14 protein-coding genes and 2 tRNA genes are annotated in these 17,390 nt (G+C 63.6%); 3 read left to right on the top strand and 13 right to left on the bottom strand.

All coding sequences use genetic code 11. The features are described 5' to 3' along the window. Positions 1-95: 95 nt before the first annotated feature. On the bottom strand, positions 96-320 hold the full coding sequence (locus LNV23_RS22395) for a hypothetical protein (protein WP_263565011.1): 225 nt from the start codon (positions 318-320) through the stop codon (positions 96-98). On the opposite strand from LNV23_RS22395, the gene LNV23_RS22390 reads away from it, so the two are divergent. From LNV23_RS22390 to LNV23_RS22380, 3 genes are all read left to right on the top strand, one after another. Then, positions 319-1,833 carry an AMP nucleosidase gene (locus LNV23_RS22390; RefSeq protein WP_263565010.1) on the top strand — a complete coding sequence of 505 codons (1,515 nt, stop codon included), beginning with the start codon at positions 319-321 and terminating at the stop codon, positions 1,831-1,833. The two genes, LNV23_RS22395 and LNV23_RS22390, sit on opposite strands and share 2 nt — an antisense overlap. Before the next feature lie 65 nt (positions 1,834-1,898). After that, positions 1,899-3,122, top strand: coding sequence for a GGDEF domain-containing protein (locus LNV23_RS22385; RefSeq protein ID WP_263565009.1), 1,224 nt, complete (start codon positions 1,899-1,901; stop codon positions 3,120-3,122). Positions 3,123-3,219: 97 nt separating this feature from the next. After that, entirely contained in the window at positions 3,220-3,915 is a 696-nt protein-coding gene (locus tag LNV23_RS22380) for a GNAT family N-acetyltransferase (RefSeq protein WP_263565008.1), read from the top strand. Here LNV23_RS22380 and LNV23_RS22375 read toward each other — a convergent pair. The 12 genes from LNV23_RS22375 to rpsM form a co-directional block, all read right to left on the bottom strand. Beyond that, positions 3,905-4,861, bottom strand: a complete 957-nt coding sequence (locus LNV23_RS22375) for a diguanylate cyclase (RefSeq protein WP_263565007.1) — start codon at positions 4,859-4,861, stop codon at positions 3,905-3,907. The genes LNV23_RS22380 and LNV23_RS22375 overlap by 11 nt on opposite strands. After that, positions 4,858-9,729, bottom strand: coding sequence for a CHASE domain-containing hybrid sensor histidine kinase/response regulator (locus LNV23_RS22370; RefSeq protein WP_263565006.1), 4,872 nt, complete (start codon positions 9,727-9,729; stop codon positions 4,858-4,860). The genes LNV23_RS22375 and LNV23_RS22370 overlap by 4 nt, the downstream gene beginning before the upstream one ends. A gap of 122 nt (positions 9,730-9,851) precedes the next feature. Then, positions 9,852-10,340, bottom strand: coding sequence for a hypothetical protein (locus LNV23_RS22365; protein ID WP_263565005.1), 489 nt, complete (start codon positions 10,338-10,340; stop codon positions 9,852-9,854). Positions 10,341-10,400: 60 nt separating this feature from the next. Beyond that, complete coding sequence (yihG, locus tag LNV23_RS22360; protein ID WP_263565004.1) at positions 10,401-11,300, bottom strand: 1-acylglycerol-3-phosphate O-acyltransferase, YihG family; 900 nt, start codon at positions 11,298-11,300, stop codon at positions 10,401-10,403. Between the two features lie 272 nt (positions 11,301-11,572). Further along, positions 11,573-11,649: transfer RNA gene (locus LNV23_RS22355), tRNA-Met, on the bottom strand. 112 nt (positions 11,650-11,761) lie between these two features. Next, positions 11,762-11,838, bottom strand: a tRNA-Met gene (locus LNV23_RS22350). Positions 11,839-11,876: 38 nt separating this feature from the next. Next, positions 11,877-13,757, bottom strand: a complete 1,881-nt coding sequence (gene dsbD / locus LNV23_RS22345; protein WP_411910619.1) for a protein-disulfide reductase DsbD — start codon at positions 13,755-13,757, stop codon at positions 11,877-11,879. A 265-nt stretch (positions 13,758-14,022) separates the two neighbouring features. Beyond that, positions 14,023-14,412 carry a 50S ribosomal protein L17 gene (gene rplQ / locus LNV23_RS22340; protein ID WP_263521011.1) on the bottom strand — a complete coding sequence of 130 codons (390 nt, stop codon included), beginning with the start codon at positions 14,410-14,412 and terminating at the stop codon, positions 14,023-14,025. Between the two features lie 163 nt (positions 14,413-14,575). Continuing rightward, positions 14,576-15,562 carry a DNA-directed RNA polymerase subunit alpha gene (locus LNV23_RS22335; RefSeq protein ID WP_263521013.1) on the bottom strand — a complete coding sequence of 329 codons (987 nt, stop codon included), beginning with the start codon at positions 15,560-15,562 and terminating at the stop codon, positions 14,576-14,578. A 138-nt stretch (positions 15,563-15,700) separates the two neighbouring features. Then, positions 15,701-16,324 carry a 30S ribosomal protein S4 gene (rpsD, locus tag LNV23_RS22330; RefSeq protein ID WP_263521015.1) on the bottom strand — a complete coding sequence of 208 codons (624 nt, stop codon included), beginning with the start codon at positions 16,322-16,324 and terminating at the stop codon, positions 15,701-15,703. A gap of 244 nt (positions 16,325-16,568) precedes the next feature. Beyond that, on the bottom strand, positions 16,569-16,973 hold the full coding sequence (gene rpsK / locus LNV23_RS22325; protein ID WP_058721926.1) for a 30S ribosomal protein S11: 405 nt from the start codon (positions 16,971-16,973) through the stop codon (positions 16,569-16,571). 29 nt (positions 16,974-17,002) lie between these two features. Further along, positions 17,003-17,368: a 30S ribosomal protein S13 gene (gene rpsM, locus LNV23_RS22320; RefSeq protein ID WP_263521019.1), complete on the bottom strand. Its 366-nt coding sequence runs from the start codon at positions 17,366-17,368 to the stop codon at positions 17,003-17,005. Between the last annotated feature and the right edge of the window lie 22 nt (positions 17,369-17,390).

The following is a 17,390-nucleotide window of genomic DNA, read 5'->3' as shown; positions in this document are numbered from 1 at the left end:
ATTCAACTTTTCAAACCATACCTCAAAACCCAAGATGGCAACCACTCCCAAGCCACACGGTGAACGCCATGAACCCCAAGCCCATATCCCAGCTCCTACACGCCCAGCTCCTCCAAGCCCTGCTGCGCAGGCTGGAACAAGGCCGCCAAGCCCGCCGTCAAGCCCGCCGCGCAGAGGCCGAGCTGCGCGAGATGGATGGTCGGGCGCTGAACGATCTGGCCCTGGGTCGCGGAGAGGTCGAGGCCGTCCTGGCCGGGGCCACAATCAAGGCCGATGGCGCAGCGCCTCGGCCGCGCCCAACCCGCCCGACACTGCCTCATGGACTCACTGTTCTTTGCGCCCCAGACCTTTGACCAGGCCGCCCCGGCCCTGGCCTATGTGCAGCAGATTTACCAGGCCGGCTTGCAGCAGCTGCGCCGCGCGCTGCAGGACTTTCTCGCCGGCCAGGACATCGCCCCGGTGCGCGCCTGCTACCCCCTGTTGCGCCTGCGCGTGGGCAGCAGTGCCCGCGAGCAGCGCCAGGTCTCGCGCCTGGCCTACGGCTTTGTGGCCGGCCCCGGCGTGTTTGAAACCACGCTGACCCGCCCCGAGCTGTTTGCGCGTTATTACCTGGAACAGTTCGAGCTACTGCTGCAAAACCACGCCGTGGAGCTGGAGGTCTGCAGCAGCAAGCAGCCCATCCCCCTGCACTTCGCGCTCGATGAGCAGACCAGCCTGGACAGCCAGCTGGCGCCCGAGCGCCGCCGCCTGCTGCGCAGCCTGTTCGATTTCCCCGAGCTGGCCGATATGGACGACGGCATCGCCAACGGCACGCAAGAGCTGCCAACGGGCGCACCCCAGCCCCTGGCCCTGTTCACCGCGCCGCGGGTGGATTACTCCCTGCACCGCCTGCGCCACTACACCGGCACCAGCCCCGAGCACTTCCAGAACTTCGTGCTCTTCACCAACTACCAGTTCTACATCGACGAGTTCGTCAAACTGGGCCAGGCGCTGATGCGCGAGCGGCCCGACCCGGCCCGCCCGCATGAGCTGGACGACTGCATCGCCCTGGTCGAGCCGGGCAACCGCATCACCCGACGCGTGGGCCTCAGCCCCGAAGACGCCGATGCCCTGGGCCAGCTGCCACCGCGTCTGCCGCAGATGCCGGCCTACCACCTGATCCGGCGCGACCGCAGCGGCATCAGCCTGATCAATATCGGCGTCGGCCCGGCCAATGCCAAGACCATCACCGACCATGTGGCCGTGCTGCGCCCCCATGCCTGGCTGATGCTGGGCCACTGCGCCGGCCTGCGCAACAGCCAGCAGCTGGGCGACTATGTGCTGGCCCATGCCTATGTGCGCGAGGACCATGTGCTGGATGAAGACCTGCCGCTGTGGGTGCCCATCCCGCCCCTGGCCGAGGTGCAGGTGGCGCTGGAAACCGCCGTGGCCGACATCACCCAGCTCAGCGGCCTGGAGCTCAAGCGCCTGCTGCGCACCGGCACAGTGGCCTCCACCGACAACCGCAACTGGGAGCTGCTGCCCAAGACCCGGCACGGCGGCCCCGAGCGCCGCTTCAGCCAGAGCCGGGCCGTGGCCTTGGACATGGAAAGCGCCACCATCGCCGCCAACGGCCTGCGCCTGCGCGTGCCCTACGGCACCCTGCTCTGCGTCAGCGACAAGCCCCTGCACGGCGAAATCAAGCTGCCCGGCATGGCCGACCAGTTCTACCGCGCCCGCGTGGACCAGCATCTGCAGATCGGCCTGCGTGCCGTCGAACTGTTGCGCCAGGGCTCGGCGGCACAGTTGCACAGCCGCAAGCTGCGCAGCTTTGCCGAGGTGGCCTTCCAGTAGAGAATCCATCAAGCCGCCCTGCCTGCGTACGCTGCCACCGCCAAGAACAACCAGAGCCCGCCACCATGCTGTTTGACAACCCCACGCTGTTCAATGTGCTGCTGGTGCAGGCCCTGGCGGCGGCCCTCCTCTTGCTGGCCTTGAGCGGTTGGCGCAGCGGCCCGGCCACGCGCTGGGCCCAGGCCTGCATGGGCGCGAACGCAATCGGCTGGCTGCTGATCGAGGCCAGCGCCAATCAGCCCGAGCTGGCGCGCGGCCTGCAGACCCTGGCCATGGTGTCCTTCAGCGCCAGCCTCAGCGCCCTCTGGTGGGCCTTGCAGCTCTGGTTGCTGCGCCGTCGCGGCCGCTGGCTGATGGCGGCCGCGCCGGTCTTGCTGGGCCTGGGCTATGGCATTCACTTTCATGACAGCGTGAGCTTCCGCCTGGCCTGGAGCCAGGCCTGGCTGGGCCTGCAATGCCTGATGCTGGCTTTGAGCCTGACCCTGCCGCGCCCGCCGCAGGAGCTGCGCCCGGACATGAGCACGCCCGACCCAGAGTTGCAGCCCAGCAGCACCAGCCTGCGCTGGCGCGCCCTGCTGCTGTCCGCCATCGTCCCCATCGGCCTGATCTGCCTGCTGCGCGCCACGCTGGCGGCTGCGGGTCTGCAAGATGCCCGCAGCCTGGCCAATCTGCATCTGGCCGGCGCGGCCAACAGCCTGCTCGGCCTGACCGTTCACTGGAGCCTGACGGCCGGCCTGCTGGGCCTGGTGCTGGCCTGGCGCGGCGAGGCGGAGGCGGAACTGGCCCGCCTGGCCCAAACCGACAGCCTGACCGGCCTGGCCGACGCTCGCGCCTTTGCGGCCCGCTCGATCGGGTTGATCTCCATGGCGCGCCGCCACCAGGAGCCACTGGCCCTGGTGCTGCTGGACTTGGACCATTTGAAGGCCATCAACGCCAGCCATGGGACGGAAGGTGGGGACCGCGCCCTGGCACTGTTCGGCAGCTGCATCCAAGCGCAGATGCGGCTCGGCGACCTGGCCGGGCGCATTGGCCCTGAAGAGTTCGGCGTGCTGATGGCGCGCTGCGACGCCCAAGGACCCGAAGCCCTCGATGCGCGCTTGCGCACCGCCCTGGCGCAGCGTGCACCAGCGGAGCTCGGTTTCGAGCTGGCCTACAGCGGCGGATGGGCCAAGCTGAGGCATGGCGACCGCGACATCGAAGACCTCAAGCGGCGAGCCGAAACTGCGCTTTATGAGGCCAAGCGGGGCGGCCGCGCCCATCTGCAGGCCGAGCCCGGTCTGCAGGACTGATTTCGCTCGGCCTGGCACGCGGCTTGCATGCAAGCAGGACAAACCCGGAGGATCTCCGGGGCTCTTGATCCTTTTGCACGCACCCGGAGGCCAGGCCATGTTTTCCACCATCCTCTCTGCCAAACCCGCCGCCAGCGCTTTCACCGCCCGCAGCGCCCTGATGGCGCCCGAGGCCGCCCGTAAATGCCTGACCGCCTCGGCACTGCAGGCCGTCAAAGGCCAGCAAGCACTGTGCGTGCGCAAGATCGGCCCGAACGACTTGCAATGGCTGCCGGCGCTGTGCGACCTGCTGATTGACGGCGTGCACCGCGGCGCCAGCCTCGGCTTTTTGGCCCCCCTGTCACGCTACGCTGCTCTGACCTACTGGCATGGGGTGTTCTCCCGCCTGGGCCCGCAACACAGCCTCTGGATTGCCTGCGACAGTGACAGCGCCGACGGCAGTGACGCGCACGTGCCCAGCGGCCCGCTGCAGGGTGCGGTGCAGCTGTCGCTGGCGCCGCACAGCAATGCGCACCACCGTGGTGAGGTGCAAAAGCTGATGGTGCACAGCCAGGCCCGAGGCCGCGGCATTGCAGGCCGGCTGATGGCCCGGCTGGAATGCAGTGCCCAGGCGCAAGGACGTTCACTGCTGGTGCTGGAGGCTCAGGCCGGCTCGCAAGCCGAGGCGGTGTTCGTCCACCTAGGCTGGCAGCGCGCCGGCGAGATCCCGGACCATGAAGCCTGTGCCGATGGCCGGCTCCATGGCTCGGCGCTCTACTACAAGCGGCTGGCCGCCGACACCGCTACAGCGTGATGCCGCAGGCGCGCCGGCGCCCGCCGGACTTGGCCAAATAGAGCTGCTCGTCGGCCGCCGTGACCAGGTCGGCCGCCGCCAGCGTGCCATGTGGGCGCAGCGCTGCAACGCCGATGCTGACGCTCAGGCTGCGCGCGACGTCGGAATCGGCATGGGCAATGTCCAGCGCCGTCATGGCCTCGCCCATGGCCTCGGCCAAGGACAGGGCACCGGTCAGCTCGGTGTCCGGCAGCACACAGGCGAACTCCTCGCCACCAAAACGGCTCAGCAGATCCGCCGGGCGCTTGAGCTGGGCCTTTAGCGCCAGCGCCACCCGACGCAAGCCGTCGTCGCCGGCCAAATGGCCGTAGCGGTCGTTGAAGCGCTTGAAATAGTCGACATCGATCATCATCAAGGCCAGGCTGCTGCCCTGGCGGCGCGCCCGCTGAAACTCACGGGCCAGGCGCTCGTCGAAATGCCGGCGGTTGTAGACCCCGGTCAGACCATCGATGAAGACCAGCTCACGCAGCAGATCGCTCTGCACCTTGAGCGTCAGGTGGGTGCGCACGCGCGCGCGCACCACGGCCGGGCTGAAGGGCTTGCTGATGAAATCCACCGCGCCCAAGTCCAAGCCGCGGGTTTCGGTCTCGGCATCGCTGTGTGCCGTGACGAAGACCACCGGCAGGGCCGCGAGCTCGGCATCGGCCTTGATCTGACGACAGACTTCGTAGCCATCCATGCCGGGCATCTGGATGTCCAGCAGCAGCAAATCAGGCTGCTTCTCGCGGCACAGCTGCAGGGCCTGGACTCCTGAGGTGGCCATGAAGACCTGATGGTCGTGAGCGAACACCTGGTAGAGCGCCTGGATATTGACCGGCTGGTCGTCGACGATCAGCAGGCGTGGCCGCCGGCCCAGCTGCTGCAAAGGGTTGAAGCTATCACCTGCGCTGCCGACGCTGGCATTCATGTGGAGGCCTCCGGCAGCAGCTCGCGGGCCAGCTGCAAGGCACGGGCAAAGTCCAGGGCGCTGACGGCTTCGTCCATGCCCTCGGCATGCGCACCCAGGCGCGCCCCGTGTTGGCTCTGCAGCACGGCAAAAGCTTCGGTGGCGTCCATGTCGAAATCCTCCAGCATGCGCATGAAGCCCTGCAAGGCGGCGCGGAAGGCGGAATCATCGCCGGACTCCGCCTCGACGGACGGCGCCTGCTCGCGCGGAGTAAGCTCCAGTGCCGCAAGCTCAGCAGCCAATTGCTGCAAGTCCTGACTGCCCTGCAATACCTGCTGCTGCAGATCGGACAACCATGCTTCGCCCAGCGCCTGCCCCTGCTTGAGCAGGGTTTCGCCCTCAGCACCGCGCTCGGACAGGCGCTGTGCGCCCAGCGTTGCAGCCAAGCCCTTGAAGCTGTGCAGCGCCAACATGGCTCCAGCGTGGTCATGCTGAGCCAGACAGCTGCGCAGCTGCGCATCCATCTGCCCAGCGGACTTGCAGAAAGAGCTCACCATGCGCTGGAACAGCGCCGTCTTGCCCATGAAACGGTCCATGGCGGCCTGCAAGTCGACACCCAGACTCTGGGCCCGCTGGCGCAGCGCGCCCGGCACGGCCAGCGTCGGGAAGCTGCGCTCGGGCTGCACCGGCGCCTCAGGCGCGACACGGCCGCTCAAGCGCAGCAGCACCTGGGCCAAGTGTTCGAGATCGAAAGGCTTGCCGACATGCTCGTTCATGCCCGCGGCCAAGCAGTCCTCGCGGTCCGAGGCCATGGCATTGGCCGTCATGGCGACGATGGGCAGCTCGACCAAGCCGAGCTGCTGCCGGATCACCCGCGTGGCGGTGTAGCCGTCCATCACCGGCATCTGCACATCCATCAGCACGACATCGAAACCATCGGGATCGGCGCGCAAGACATCGACAGCGATCTGACCATGGCCCGCCAGCTGAACCAGCGCACCGGCATCTTCGAGCAGCTCTTGTGCCACCTGCTGATTGTTTGGATTGTCCTCTACCACCAGCAGACGCAAGCCCTGCAAAGGACGCAGCGATGGGGCGGCGGCCGGAGCAGCCGGCACCGGCTGGCCAAGTCGCGCCTGGGCCGCATGCAAGGCATCCGACAGCATGGCCGGTGTGACCGGTTTGACCAAGAAGCCCTGCAAAAGATCCTGGTCTTGCTCACTGCGCTGGCTCAGCAGCTCTCGCCCGTGGGCCGTGACCATGATCAGCAGCGGAGCCGTGGCAGAGCCTCCCAGGGCTTGAATCCGCCGCGCCGTCTCGAAGCCGTCCAGGCCCGGCATCTGCCAGTCAATCAACACCATTTGGTAGCCCTGCCCGCTGGCCTTGGCCGCCTCGAGCTGAACCAAGCCCGCCTCGCCCGAGCTGGCCAAGTCGGCCTGCCAGCCCAAGGTCTGGGCCATTTGCCCGAGCAGGGTCAGCGACAACGGGTTGTCGTCCACGATCAAGGCGCGCAGCGGCGACGCGGAAGGATCTCCTCGCGTCAATGTTTCGGCAGCATCTGGCACCAGCGGCAGCTTCAAGGTGAAGGCGAAACGGCTGCCCTGCCCGACCGCGCTGTCCAGGCTCAACTCACCACCCATCAACTGCACCAGACGCTGACTGATGGCCAGACCCAAGCCGGTGCCGCCGAAGCGGCGTGTCGTCGAGGCTTCGGCCTGGGTGAAGCCGGAAAAGATATGCGCCTGATGTTCGGGGGCGATGCCAATGCCACTGTCCCGCACCGAGAACTCAAGTTCGGCTTCGCCAGCATGCAGGCTGAGCAGGCGCAAGGCCAACACCACTTCACCGCGCGGAGTGAACTTGACGGCATTGCCACAGAGATTGATCAGCACCTGCTGCAGTCGCAGGGCATCGCCGACCACGGCCGGCGGCAAGGCCGGGTCGAGATCGAACAAGACCTCGACCGGCTTGGGGCCGACCGTCGCCGAAAGAATCACCGACAGATCACGCAGCAGCGGTTCCAGACGGAAGGGCTGCGGATCCAGGCTCATCTTGCCGGCCTCGACCTTGGAGAAATCCAGAATGTCATTGAGCAAGCCCAGCAGCGAGCGCGCCGCGCCTTCGGTCTTGCTGGCGTAGTCCAGTTGTCTCTCGCTCAGCTCGGTCTTTTGCAGCAACTTGAGCATGCCGAGAATCGCGTTCATGGGCGTGCGGATCTCATGGCTCATATTGGCCAAGAACTGGCTCTTGGAGCGCGAGGCGCTCTCAGCCGCCTCGGTGGCGCGCATCAGATCAGTGATGTCGATGCGGAAGCCCACTTGGTGCCCGTCATCCATGCGGCGCTCGATCACCCGCACCCAGCGTCCGTCGCCGAGTTTTTGCAACGGCGTGACCTCACCCTCACGGTGAGCGCGCATGCGCTCGCTCACCCATTCCTCCACCCGGCCCAGCGCCTCGGCATACTGGCCGCGTTCGGCACCGCCCCGAATGATGGACTCGAAGCTAGCGCCCGGCACGATCAGGTCGGCGGACGCGGCATACATCTGGCGGTACTTCTCATTGCAGAAGACCAGTCGGTCGTCCGGGTCGTAGAGCACAAAGCCTTCGTTGACAGCATCGATCGACCCACGCAGCAGCGCTTCCGCGCGCAAGATCTCTGCCTCCGCGCGTTTGCGTGCGCTGATATCGACATAGGTGGTGACAAAACCACCGTCGGGCATGGGAGAGCCGCGCACTTCCAAGGTGTCGCCATTCGGCCGAGTACGTTCGAACTGATGAGCACTGGGATGACGGGCCCGCTCGACGATCTGCTGGACAGTGGCGTCCAGGTCAGGCGTCTGACCATACTCGCCGCGCGCGGCGTTGAATCGGATGATGCGCTCGAAGCTCGTGACTTCGCCCTCGAAGAGAGCGTCGGGAAAGTCCAGCAAGCGCCGAAATTGGGCGTTATGCGCCAGTAAATTGAGTTGTGCATCGAAAACGCTCAATGCACATGGAAGGTTCTCCAGCACGCTGCGCAGCACTTGATTGGCCTGCCGCGTTTGGGCCTCGAGCGCACGTTGCAGGGTGATGTCCTGGTAGGTCCCGAACACCCGCAGAGCGCCGTGATCGTCGAAGGACGCCTCTCCGACCGAACGCACCCACAGCTCGCGTCCCTTGTGCGTGCGCAAGCTGAGCTCCAGATCCCAGGCCCGCCCCGAGGCGGCTTGATGCAAGGCGTCTTGCAGGGCCGCTCGGCCGGGCTCGGCCAGATGCGAAAGCGCCAGATCGAGGGTCACGGGAGTGTCCAGGCTGACCTCATGCAAACGGAAAGTCTGGTCGGACCAGATCAGCTGTTGGCTGGCCAGATCAAGCTCCCAAGCACCCAGTCCGGCCAGACGCTCAGCACGGTCCAGCACGACCTGATTGCTCTGTAGGCGCTGGGCTGCTCGCTTGGCGGCACTGATGTCGGTACGGATCGAGATGTATTTTTCGAGCTTGCCCTGCAGATCAAAAATGGGCGCAATGATGCTGTCCACCCAGTAGAGCCGACCGTCCTTGGCCCTGTTGCAAAGCTCGCCGCGCCAGCTGTGCCCGGCTTGCAGCTGATACCAGACCCCACGCCAGAATTCTGCCGGGTGGTGACCAGAATTGACGATGCGATGGTCACTGCCGAGCAGCTCTTCACGGCTGTAGCCGCTGATGCGGCAGAAGGCTTCGTTGGCCTCGATGATGGTGCCCGCCGGGTCGGTGATGGAGACGATGGCGTGCTGGTGGATGGTGCTGAGCAGAGAACGGTTTTCTCCGAGGGCTTGGGCCAGATCGGCCGTGCGCGAGGCGGCCAAGGCCTCGGCGCGCTGCCGCCCCGAGATCAGCAACCAGCTTGCCAGCGCAAGGCTCAAACTCAGGCCCAGGCCGCTCAGGGCAATCCATTGGACCGGGCCTTGGTCGATCTGCTGCTCAAATGCCGGCGTGCTGGCCAGCTGCAGTTGCAGGTGCTTGCCACCAAACTCCAATCGACGCTCGATCTGCCAGACGGCTTCACGTGGCTCGCTCTGGGTCTCATAGAGTAGGTCCAGCTGTTGTGGCCCGTCATCGGCCAGCAGGCGGAAGTCCAGGAGCTGTTCACTGACATCAACCACACCGTCCATCAACTCATGGACCAGCAGCGGCGCGTAGACCAAGCCGACCAAAGCGCGCACATGCTGCTCCGGTGTCTGCGGATCGGCGCCGCGTCGATAGACCGGCACCAGGAGCAGCATGCCAGGCCGGCCGGCTTCGTCCTGCAGCAGATTGACGCGACCGCTCAAGGTGTCTTGCCCGGTGAGTACCGCCCGCTCGACGGCTTCACGCCGCAGCAGGTCCTGGCCCATGTCGTATCCGACTGCATTGATGTTGTCAGCCAGGGGCTCGAGGTACTTGATCACATACAAGTCTTCAGAAGTCGCCCCCGGACTGCTTCGGACCCGAAAGTCAGGCATGCCGTCCGCCTTGGCTTCTGACGTGAAGCGCTCAAGGTCTCCTCGCAGAACGCGCTCGATGAAGCCAAAGCCGCGGATGCCGGGGAACTCCTGTCCCATATGGCGCGAGTCCACATAGTTGCGGAAATCATCACGTGTGACCGAATCGCTGGCCGCGTAGACGCCGCGGGCACCCTTCAGACCATAGATCGGCTGGCGCAAACGCTGTTCGATCTCTCGCTCGATGCGCGCCGCCAGGATGTCAAAGCGAAGCTGGGCATCCCGCGCAATTTCGGCACGCTTGCTCAGACTGAGCAAGGCGGTCAGGGACACCCCGACCAGGGCCATGGCCGCCGCAGCGAGCACGGCCTTCGGACCACCCGAGCGGAACTTCTGCCACAGGGCGGCAGGTGTTGCGCCCCGAAGATGGTGCAGGCCAAGCAGGGACATCAGGCAAGCGGCTGCAGGCCGCGCAAAGAGTCAGAGGCGGACCCTAGTTTAGGCACCGGCCGTGCAAACGCGAGGCACAGAAACGCTGTATTCAGGGCGCAGACACGGCGATACCTTGCGCGTCATTGCACGCGTTTGACACGCGGCGAACGGTTGAGCCCGTCAAACTCCATGAAGTAGGTCCCCAAGGCGCCGCGGCGCACCAGAACCCGTTGATTCTCAGCCTGGAGCACGCCGCTGCTGCCATCCACCACCTGCCACAACTGGCCGTTGGCGAGTTGAATGATCTGGTTCGGGGCCCAACTGTCCAGCTCGCGCGCCAGACGGCTGGAGACGGTCTGAGCCTCGCCCGTTCGGGCATTGACTGGCAGCCCAAAAGCGTCGGCATTGCTTGCTAAAGCCTGGACCGGAGCTGGGGCGGCAGGCTTAGGGGCCAGGGCAGTTGCAGTTGCAGTTGTCGAAGCTGCGGCCGGGGGAGAGAGCGCGTCATAGCAACTCAGTCGCTGCTGGGCGTCGGCAATATTGCGGCATGTCTGCAGGTCCGCTGCGGCCACGGCAAGTGCCGAAGCCGTCAGGGCGAATAACACAGAGGCGTGGCTGATTGCTCGCATGAGGACTGCCCTTATTGGTAGTTGATCAGAAAGTAACTGCCGTCCATTGCGCACCCCAACTCACTCCGGCACGCGCAGGCCTTGCAGCAAGGCATCTTTGTCGGACCACTGCCGTTTGATCCACATGGAAATCCCTGCCCGCAGGCGCTTGTCAGCCATGGGATTGCCGCCCACCAGCTCAGCAGGAATCGGCCGTTGCTGAACGTACACCCTCACACGCCCGCAACGGCCGCAGAGTAGGTCCCAAAAGCTGGGCGTGCCGTCGGGATACGCCAAGGTGACATCCAGCATGGCCTCGAACTGGTCGCCCATGGTGGCCATCGCCATGCTCAAGGCACCGACCTTGGGTTTCAGCAAGTGCTGGTACGGGCTGTTCTGTTCGGCATGCTTGGCAGCACTGAAGCGCGTGCCCTCAACGAAGTTGATCACCGTGGTCGGGATGGTCTTGAAGCGCTCGCAAGCCTTGCGCGTGGTTTCAAGGTCATCCGCTTGCGAGCTGGCATTGCGACCTCGCTTCATGAAAGGAAAGTCCAGCGCCCACCAAGCCAGGCCGATCACGGGCACCCACATCAACTCCCGCTTGAGAAAGAACTTCAGGAAGGGAATGCGGCCATGGAACACGCGCTGCAGCACCAAGATATCCACCCAGGTCTGGTGATTGGGCGAAACCAGATACCAGCCTCGCTCGTGCAGTCCTTCCATGCCCTGGACATCCCACTGCTGCGGATTCAAGGCCGCAATCCACGCATTGTTGAATGCCACCCAGCCCGCCGCGATCGCATTGAGTGTTCGGTCGCACAGGCGACGCACCGGCAAGACGGGCAGTACGAGCTTGAGCAAGGCCGGCGGCATCATCAAAGCCACACCGATCACAGTGTTCAGGGCGAGCAGCACGCTGGCCAGAATGCCGCGCAAGGGCGCCGGCAGCAGTAGGTGGAGAAGATTCGAAGGCCGGGTCATCAATGAGAGTCGGTGGAAGGAATCGGAGCTGAGGTCAGCGTGGGCCGGCATTTTAGGTGCAAGGCTCTAGACAGAGCCGCTTGCACATGCATTGGGCAAGACTGCGCATCGTAGTCCCTGAGACTCATCCGGCTCTTGGCTTGCTACAAAGAAAACACGGGCCGTGCGGCTCGCGCAGCAGCGTGTCGACGCAACGACGGTGCCGTAGGCCTGCGGGCAAAATCGCTCGCGCAAAGCAAAACGCCAACCTCACGGTTGGCGCTGCGACATGATGGTTGCGGGGGCAGGATTTGAACCTACGACCTTTGGGTTATGAGCCCAACGAGCTACCAGACTGCTCCACCCCGCGACTGATGGGTGATGAAAACAAAGGCCACCGAATTCGGCAGCCTTGCTGTTGTTCATGGGTCTTGTTGTCAGAACCGCTAGGAAATCTTTCCGAGCCGCACTGCACTGGTATTTGGTTGCGGGGGCAGGATTTGAACCTACGACCTTTGGGTTATGAGCCCAACGAGCTACCAGACTGCTCCACCCCGCGACTGAAGCTAGCAGTATAGCGCAGTTTCCGCCATGGCGTCAAAGCCCAGCGGCAGAAAGCGAAGAAAGGAAGCGTTCGGCGTTTTGGAAGCCGATCACGCGGACCCCGGTTAGCTCCTGGCCTTGCGCATCAAAGAAGATCGAGCCCGGCGGGCCGAAGAGCTTGAAGCGCTTGAGCAGTTCGCGGTCAGCCGGCGTATTGGCCGTGACATCCGCCTTGAGCAGCAGTGCCCCAGCCAGACGTTGGCGCACCGCAGGGTCGGTGAAAGTGAATCGCTCCATCTCTTTGCAAGACACACACCAATCGGCATAAAAGTCCAGCATGACAGGCCGACCAGCGGTGGCGAGAGCCGCGTCAAGCTCGGCCACGCTGTGGACTTTCTGAAAATTCAATGCCCCACCGGCAGCTGCCGCGCCACCAGTCCGAGCCTCGGCCACGCTCAGCCCGGCCAAAGGCTTGAGCGGATCGGTGCCACCGCTGGCCGCGCCCACCACCTGCAGCAGGCCATAGACAAAGGCCAACACGGCGGCCGTCTTGCGCAACCAGGTACGCGGGCGGTGCACCGCGTGTGCGGGCTGAAACAGGCCCAGCATGGCCGAGGCGCCGATCAACAACGCGCCCCACAGCGCCTGCGACAAAGCCGCAGGCAGAACCGGCTGCACAGTCCACAGCGCGACCGCCAGCAAGAGCATGCCGAAGAAATGCTTGACGCCGTCCATCCAAGCGCCCGCACGAGGCAGCAGACTGCCCGCCGAAGCACCGAGCAGCAGTAAAGGGACGCTCATGCCGCTTGCCAGGGCGAAGAGTGCACTGCCGCCAAGCACCACATCGCGGGACTGGCTCAGGTACAACAAGGCACCGGCAAGCGGGGCCGCCACACAAGGGCTGACGATCAAAGCCGACACGCCCCCCATGACGAACACACCGAACAGATGCCCGGCCGGAAGTCGTTGCGAAGCTTGCGAGAGCCCACCACTCAATCCGCTGGGCAGGCTGATCTCATAGGCGCCGAACATGGACAGAGAAAACAGCACCAGCGCGCTGGCGAATGCCGCCAGGACCCACGGCTTTTGCAGGGTGGCAGCCAAGCCCTCACCAGCGAGTCCGGCGGCGACACCCAAGGCGGTATAGATCAGCGCCATGCCCAAGGAATAGCTGGTCGCCAGCAGCAGGCCGCGCCCACGCGTGGCCTTGCCACCCTGAGCCTCTCCAACAATGATGGAAGACAGAATCGGCAGCATGGGCAGCACACAGGGCGTGAGCGACAGCAGCAAGCCGGCCACAAAGAAGACGCCGACCACAGTCCAGAATTTCCCAGACTGCAATGCAGCATCCAGGCGGTTCGAATCTGAGCCCGGGGCAGTCGCGGTCTCTGCGGCATTCAGTGCGGGAGCCGAGGCCGTGCTGTTCTGCTGCGCCGCAAGTGGCGCGCCTTCAAGCGCCGGCTTGACTTCGCTGACACCGCCCCCAAAGGCCGACAGGCGTACTTGGAACTCAGAGCTCATGGGCGGATAGCACAAGCCCTTGTCAGCGCAGCCTTGGCCACTGACCATCAACTTGAACGGCCCAGTGGCTTGCTCAACTGCGACCTTGACCACCAAGGCCTCGCGGTAGACCTCGACTTCCTTTTGAAAGGTCTCGTCGAACTTGACCTTGCCTTTGGGGATCGCGAGCTCACCCAACTTGGCGTCTACCGACTCCGTTTTGAACTGCTCTCGGTACATGTAGTACCCGGGCGCAATGTCAAACCGGACCTCGACGCTACGCTCATCGAGCGCCTTCACCGAAAGCTTGAAAGCCTGCTCAGGATCCAGAAAATCGTCCGCGCGCGCCAGCCACGGCTGCAGCAGCAAACTCAGCAAGAGCAGCAAGCCTGCAAGCGGCCGCCAAAGGGAAGATGAAGAGAACAGACGCATCATGGGCAAACGACACCCGGCCCTGCGGCAGCGGGTGTTCCATAGGTCAAAAAATTCGAAGGCAAGGAGCAGCCACGTGATGACTGCCTAAGGCGCGGAACTGTACGCCGAAAGCCCGCCGGTGCGCCCAGACTGCTGCAACTGACCCGACTCAAGGCAGGGCTCCGTTCGCGCAGCGCCCAAAAAAAAGGCCAGCACGTCGGCTGGCCTTCATTTGCAGGCAATCGAAACTGAAAGACTCAGCTCCGGCGCCCTGGCTGCGCTGGATTTACTCAGCAGCTTCGCCAGCAGTCTCGGCTTCGCCGCGGTCCACCAGCTCAACGTAGGCCATGGGAGCGTTGTCGCCCACACGGAAACCCATCTTCAGGATACGGGTGTAGCCGCCCGGACGGGCAGCGAAACGCGGGCCCAACACGTCGAACAACTTGACGACCATGTCGCGGTCACGCAGACGGTCGAAAGCCAGGCGGCGGTTGGCGACGGTCGGGACCTTGGCCAGAGTGATCAGGGGCTCAACAACGCGACGCAGTTCCTTGGCCTTGGGGACGGTGGTCTTGATGGCTTCGTGCTGCAGCAGCGAGTTGCACATATTGCGCAGCATCGCCTTGCGGTGTTCGGAGGTACGGTTCAGCTTACGGAGGCCGTTACGGTGACGCATGGTGCTATTCCTTTCTCGATTAATCCCAGCAGCCGTATCAGGTACTGCCCGGGTGCACCGGGTGGCCGGAAAGGCCACCCTTCTTAAAAACTAATGAATCCAAAAGCGCCAGCCTGGCTGGCAAAACCAGCCCTGCAGGCACAACCCTTGCGGGCAAGACGGATCAGCGCTTGTCCAGACCTTGTGGCGGCCAGTTTTCCAGGCGCGCGCCCAGAGTCAGACCACGCGAAGCCAGCACTTCCTTGATTTCGTTGAGCGACTTGCGACCCAGATTCGGAGTCTTCAGCAGCTCCGTCTCGGTACGCTGGATCAGGTCGCCGATGTAATAGATGTTTTCGGCCTTCAGGCAGTTGGCCGAACGCACCGTCAGTTCCAGCTCGTCCACAGGGCGGAGCAGGATCGGATCGAACGACGAGCTGCGCTGTGCTGGTTGGTCGAAGTCAGGCACTTCGCTGCCTTGCAGCTGAGCGAAGACCGCCAGTTGTTCCACCAGGATCTTGGCCGAAGCGCGGATCGCTTCCTCAGGCGAAATGGCGCCGTTGGTTTCGATTTCCATGACCAGCTTGTCCAGGTCAGTACGCTGCTCCACACGGGCGCTTTCCACCGCATAGCTGACACGGCGCACCGGAGCGAAGGACGCGTCCAGAACGATGCGACCGATCGACTTGGTGGGCTCATCGCCATAACGACGCATGGAACCGGGCACGTAGCCACGGCCCTTTTCAACCTTGATTTGCATGTCCAACTTGCCACCTTGCGACAGGTGGGCAATGACATGCTCAGGGTTCACGATCTCGACGTCGTGCGGGGTCTGGATGTCGGCAGCCGTCACCGGGCCTTCACCTTCCTTGCGCAAGACCAGAGTCACTTCCTCGCGATTGTGCAGACGGAAGACCACGCCCTTCAGGTTGAGCATGATGTGAACGACGTCTTCCTGCACACCGTCGATGGCCGAGTACTCGTGGAGCACCCCAGCGATCGTGACTTCAGTCGGCGCATAACCCACCATCGACGACAACAGCACACGGCGCAGAGCATTGCCCAGAGTGTGGCCATAGCCGCGTTCAAACGGCTCCAGAGTCACCTTGGCGCGATGTCCGCCCAGGGGCTCCACATTGATGGATTTGGGTTTGAGCAGGTTTGTTTGCATGAGGTCTTTCTTTCAATACCCTCGGTTCGTTACACCGATAAGGCTGAGGGACCAGCCGGGCTTTGCGCGTCTGCGCTAAGCCCAGACGAGGAAACGCCGGCCATGCTCACAAGAGCATCGCCGGCAAAAGAAGATCGATTAACGCGAGTACAACTCAACGATCAGCGATTCATTGATCTCAGCGCCGAACTCGTCGCGGTCAGGAGCCTTCTTGAACACGCCTTCCAGCTTGGTGCCGTCCACGGTGACCCAGGCGGGCAGACCGATAGACTCGGCCAGCTTCAGCGAGTCAGCGATGCGGAGCTGCTTCTTGGCCTTCTCACGAACGCCCACGGTGTCACCGGCCTTAACCAGGTAAGACGCGATGTTCACGACTTCACCGTTCACGACGATGCCCTTGTGCGAAACCAACTGACGGGCTTCTGCACGAGTGGAGCCAAAGCCCATGCGATACACGACATTGTCCAGGCGCGATTCCAGCAGCGTCAGCAGGTTGACACCCGTCGAACCCTTGCGGCGCTCGGCTTCTGCGAAGTAACGGCGGAACTGACGCTCCAAGACGCCGTACATGCGCTTGACCTTCTGCTTTTCACGCAACTGCAGACCGAAATCAGAGGTGCGCTGACCGGAAGTGCGGCCATGCTGGCCAGGCTTCGAATCAAACTTTGCCTTGTCGCTGATGGGGCGGCGAGCGCTCTTCAGGAACAGGTCGGTACCTTCACGGCGGGAAAGTTTGGCCTTGGGGCCGAGATAACGTGCCACTTTGAGTGTCCTTGTTCAATCTAACGCCAGCACACCTATCGAAGATGAGCCCAGCGCGAGTCCGGCCAGTGTTTTTATCGGCTCGGACGGTGGTCTTCAACAATCAGCCTGGATCGCGACATACACGATCGTATGGCCACAAACAAGCCCGAAGGCTTCAACACAACCGCCGGCGCGGCACTTACGTGCCCGCCGGCGATGAGTAACCGCAGATTATCGCAGAAAAGCGAGCATCCGTGGAAACTTAGATGCGACGACGCTTTTGCGGGCGGCAGCCGTTGTGCGGCACCGGTGTCACATCAGAGATCGAGTTGATCCGGATGCCCAGAGCACCCAGAGCACGAACCGACGACTCACGACCCGGGCCGGGGCCCTTGATCTTGACGTCCAAGTTCTTGATGCCTTGGTCTTGAGCAGCACGACCAGCCACTTCAGCTGCCACCTGGGCTGCGAAAGGAGTCGATTTGCGCGAACCCTTGAAGCCTTGGCCGCCGCTGGAAGCCCAGGACAGAGCGCCGCCTTGACGGTCGGTGATCGTTATGATCGTGTTATTGAACGACGCGTGAACGTGTGCAATGCCATCGGCAACGTTCTTGCGAACCTTCTTGCGAACGCGTTGCGCAGCCGAGTTATTGGGTGCTTTTGCCATCTTGACCTTCTTTCAATGCTGTGCGCAGATCACTTCTTGCCCGTAGCGGCCGACTTGCGCGGGCCCTTACGAGTGCGAGCGTTCGTGCGAGTACGCTGACCGCGCATCGGCAAACCGCGACGATGACGGAAACCGCGGTAGCAACCGAGATCCATCAAGCGCTTGATGTTGATCGACATTTCGCGACGCAGGTCGCCTTCGATGGTCATGCGGCCCACTTCGTCACGGATCTTTTCCAGATCAGCGTCGGTGAGGTCTTTGACCTTCTTGTCGAAAGGAATACCGCAAGTCGTGCAGATCTTCTGAGCCGTCGTACGGCCAACGCCGTAGATCGAAGTCAGACCAATCTCAGTGTGCTTATGCGGCGGAATGTTGATACCAGCAATACGTGCCATGTGCGTCCTCTAATTCGCTCGT

Origin of the sequence: Kinneretia sp. DJ1R-11 (genome assembly GCF_025717595.1) — a bacterium.
Taxonomy (GTDB): Bacteria; Pseudomonadota; Gammaproteobacteria; order Burkholderiales; family Burkholderiaceae_C; genus Paucibacter_A.
Note: the sequence above shows the minus strand (reverse complement) of the source record. Positions and strands in the feature narration are given on the sequence as shown.

Bases quoted from the DNA above. Each gene is read 5' to 3' on its own strand.
- rpsM (WP_263521019.1), bottom strand. From the start codon at position 17,368: ATGGCACGTATTGCTGGTATCAACATTCCGCCGCATAAGCACACTGAG.
- LNV23_RS22365 (WP_263565005.1), bottom strand. From the start codon at position 10,340: ATGCGAGCAATCAGCCACGCCTCTGTGTTATTCGCCCTGACGGCTTCG.
- rpsK (WP_058721926.1), bottom strand. From the start codon at position 16,973: ATGGCAAAAGCACCCAATAACTCGGCTGCGCAACGCGTTCGCAAGAAG.
- LNV23_RS22375 (WP_263565007.1), bottom strand. From the start codon at position 4,861: ATGAATGCCAGCGTCGGCAGCGCAGGTGATAGCTTCAACCCTTTGCAG.
- LNV23_RS22385 (WP_263565009.1), top strand. From the start codon at position 1,899: ATGCTGTTTGACAACCCCACGCTGTTCAATGTGCTGCTGGTGCAGGCC.
- LNV23_RS22390 (WP_263565010.1), top strand. From the start codon at position 319: ATGGACTCACTGTTCTTTGCGCCCCAGACCTTTGACCAGGCCGCCCCG.
- LNV23_RS22335 (WP_263521013.1), bottom strand. From the start codon at position 15,562: ATGCAAACAAACCTGCTCAAACCCAAATCCATCAATGTGGAGCCCCTG.
- yihG (WP_263565004.1), bottom strand. From the start codon at position 11,300: ATGACCCGGCCTTCGAATCTTCTCCACCTACTGCTGCCGGCGCCCTTG.
- dsbD (WP_411910619.1), bottom strand. From the start codon at position 13,757: ATGATGCGTCTGTTCTCTTCATCTTCCCTTTGGCGGCCGCTTGCAGGC.
- LNV23_RS22380 (WP_263565008.1), top strand. From the start codon at position 3,220: ATGTTTTCCACCATCCTCTCTGCCAAACCCGCCGCCAGCGCTTTCACC.
- LNV23_RS22370 (WP_263565006.1), bottom strand. From the start codon at position 9,729: ATGTCCCTGCTTGGCCTGCACCATCTTCGGGGCGCAACACCTGCCGCC.
- rplQ (WP_263521011.1), bottom strand. From the start codon at position 14,412: ATGCGTCACCGTAACGGCCTCCGTAAGCTGAACCGTACCTCCGAACAC.
- LNV23_RS22395 (WP_263565011.1), bottom strand. From the start codon at position 320: ATGAGGCAGTGTCGGGCGGGTTGGGCGCGGCCGAGGCGCTGCGCCATC.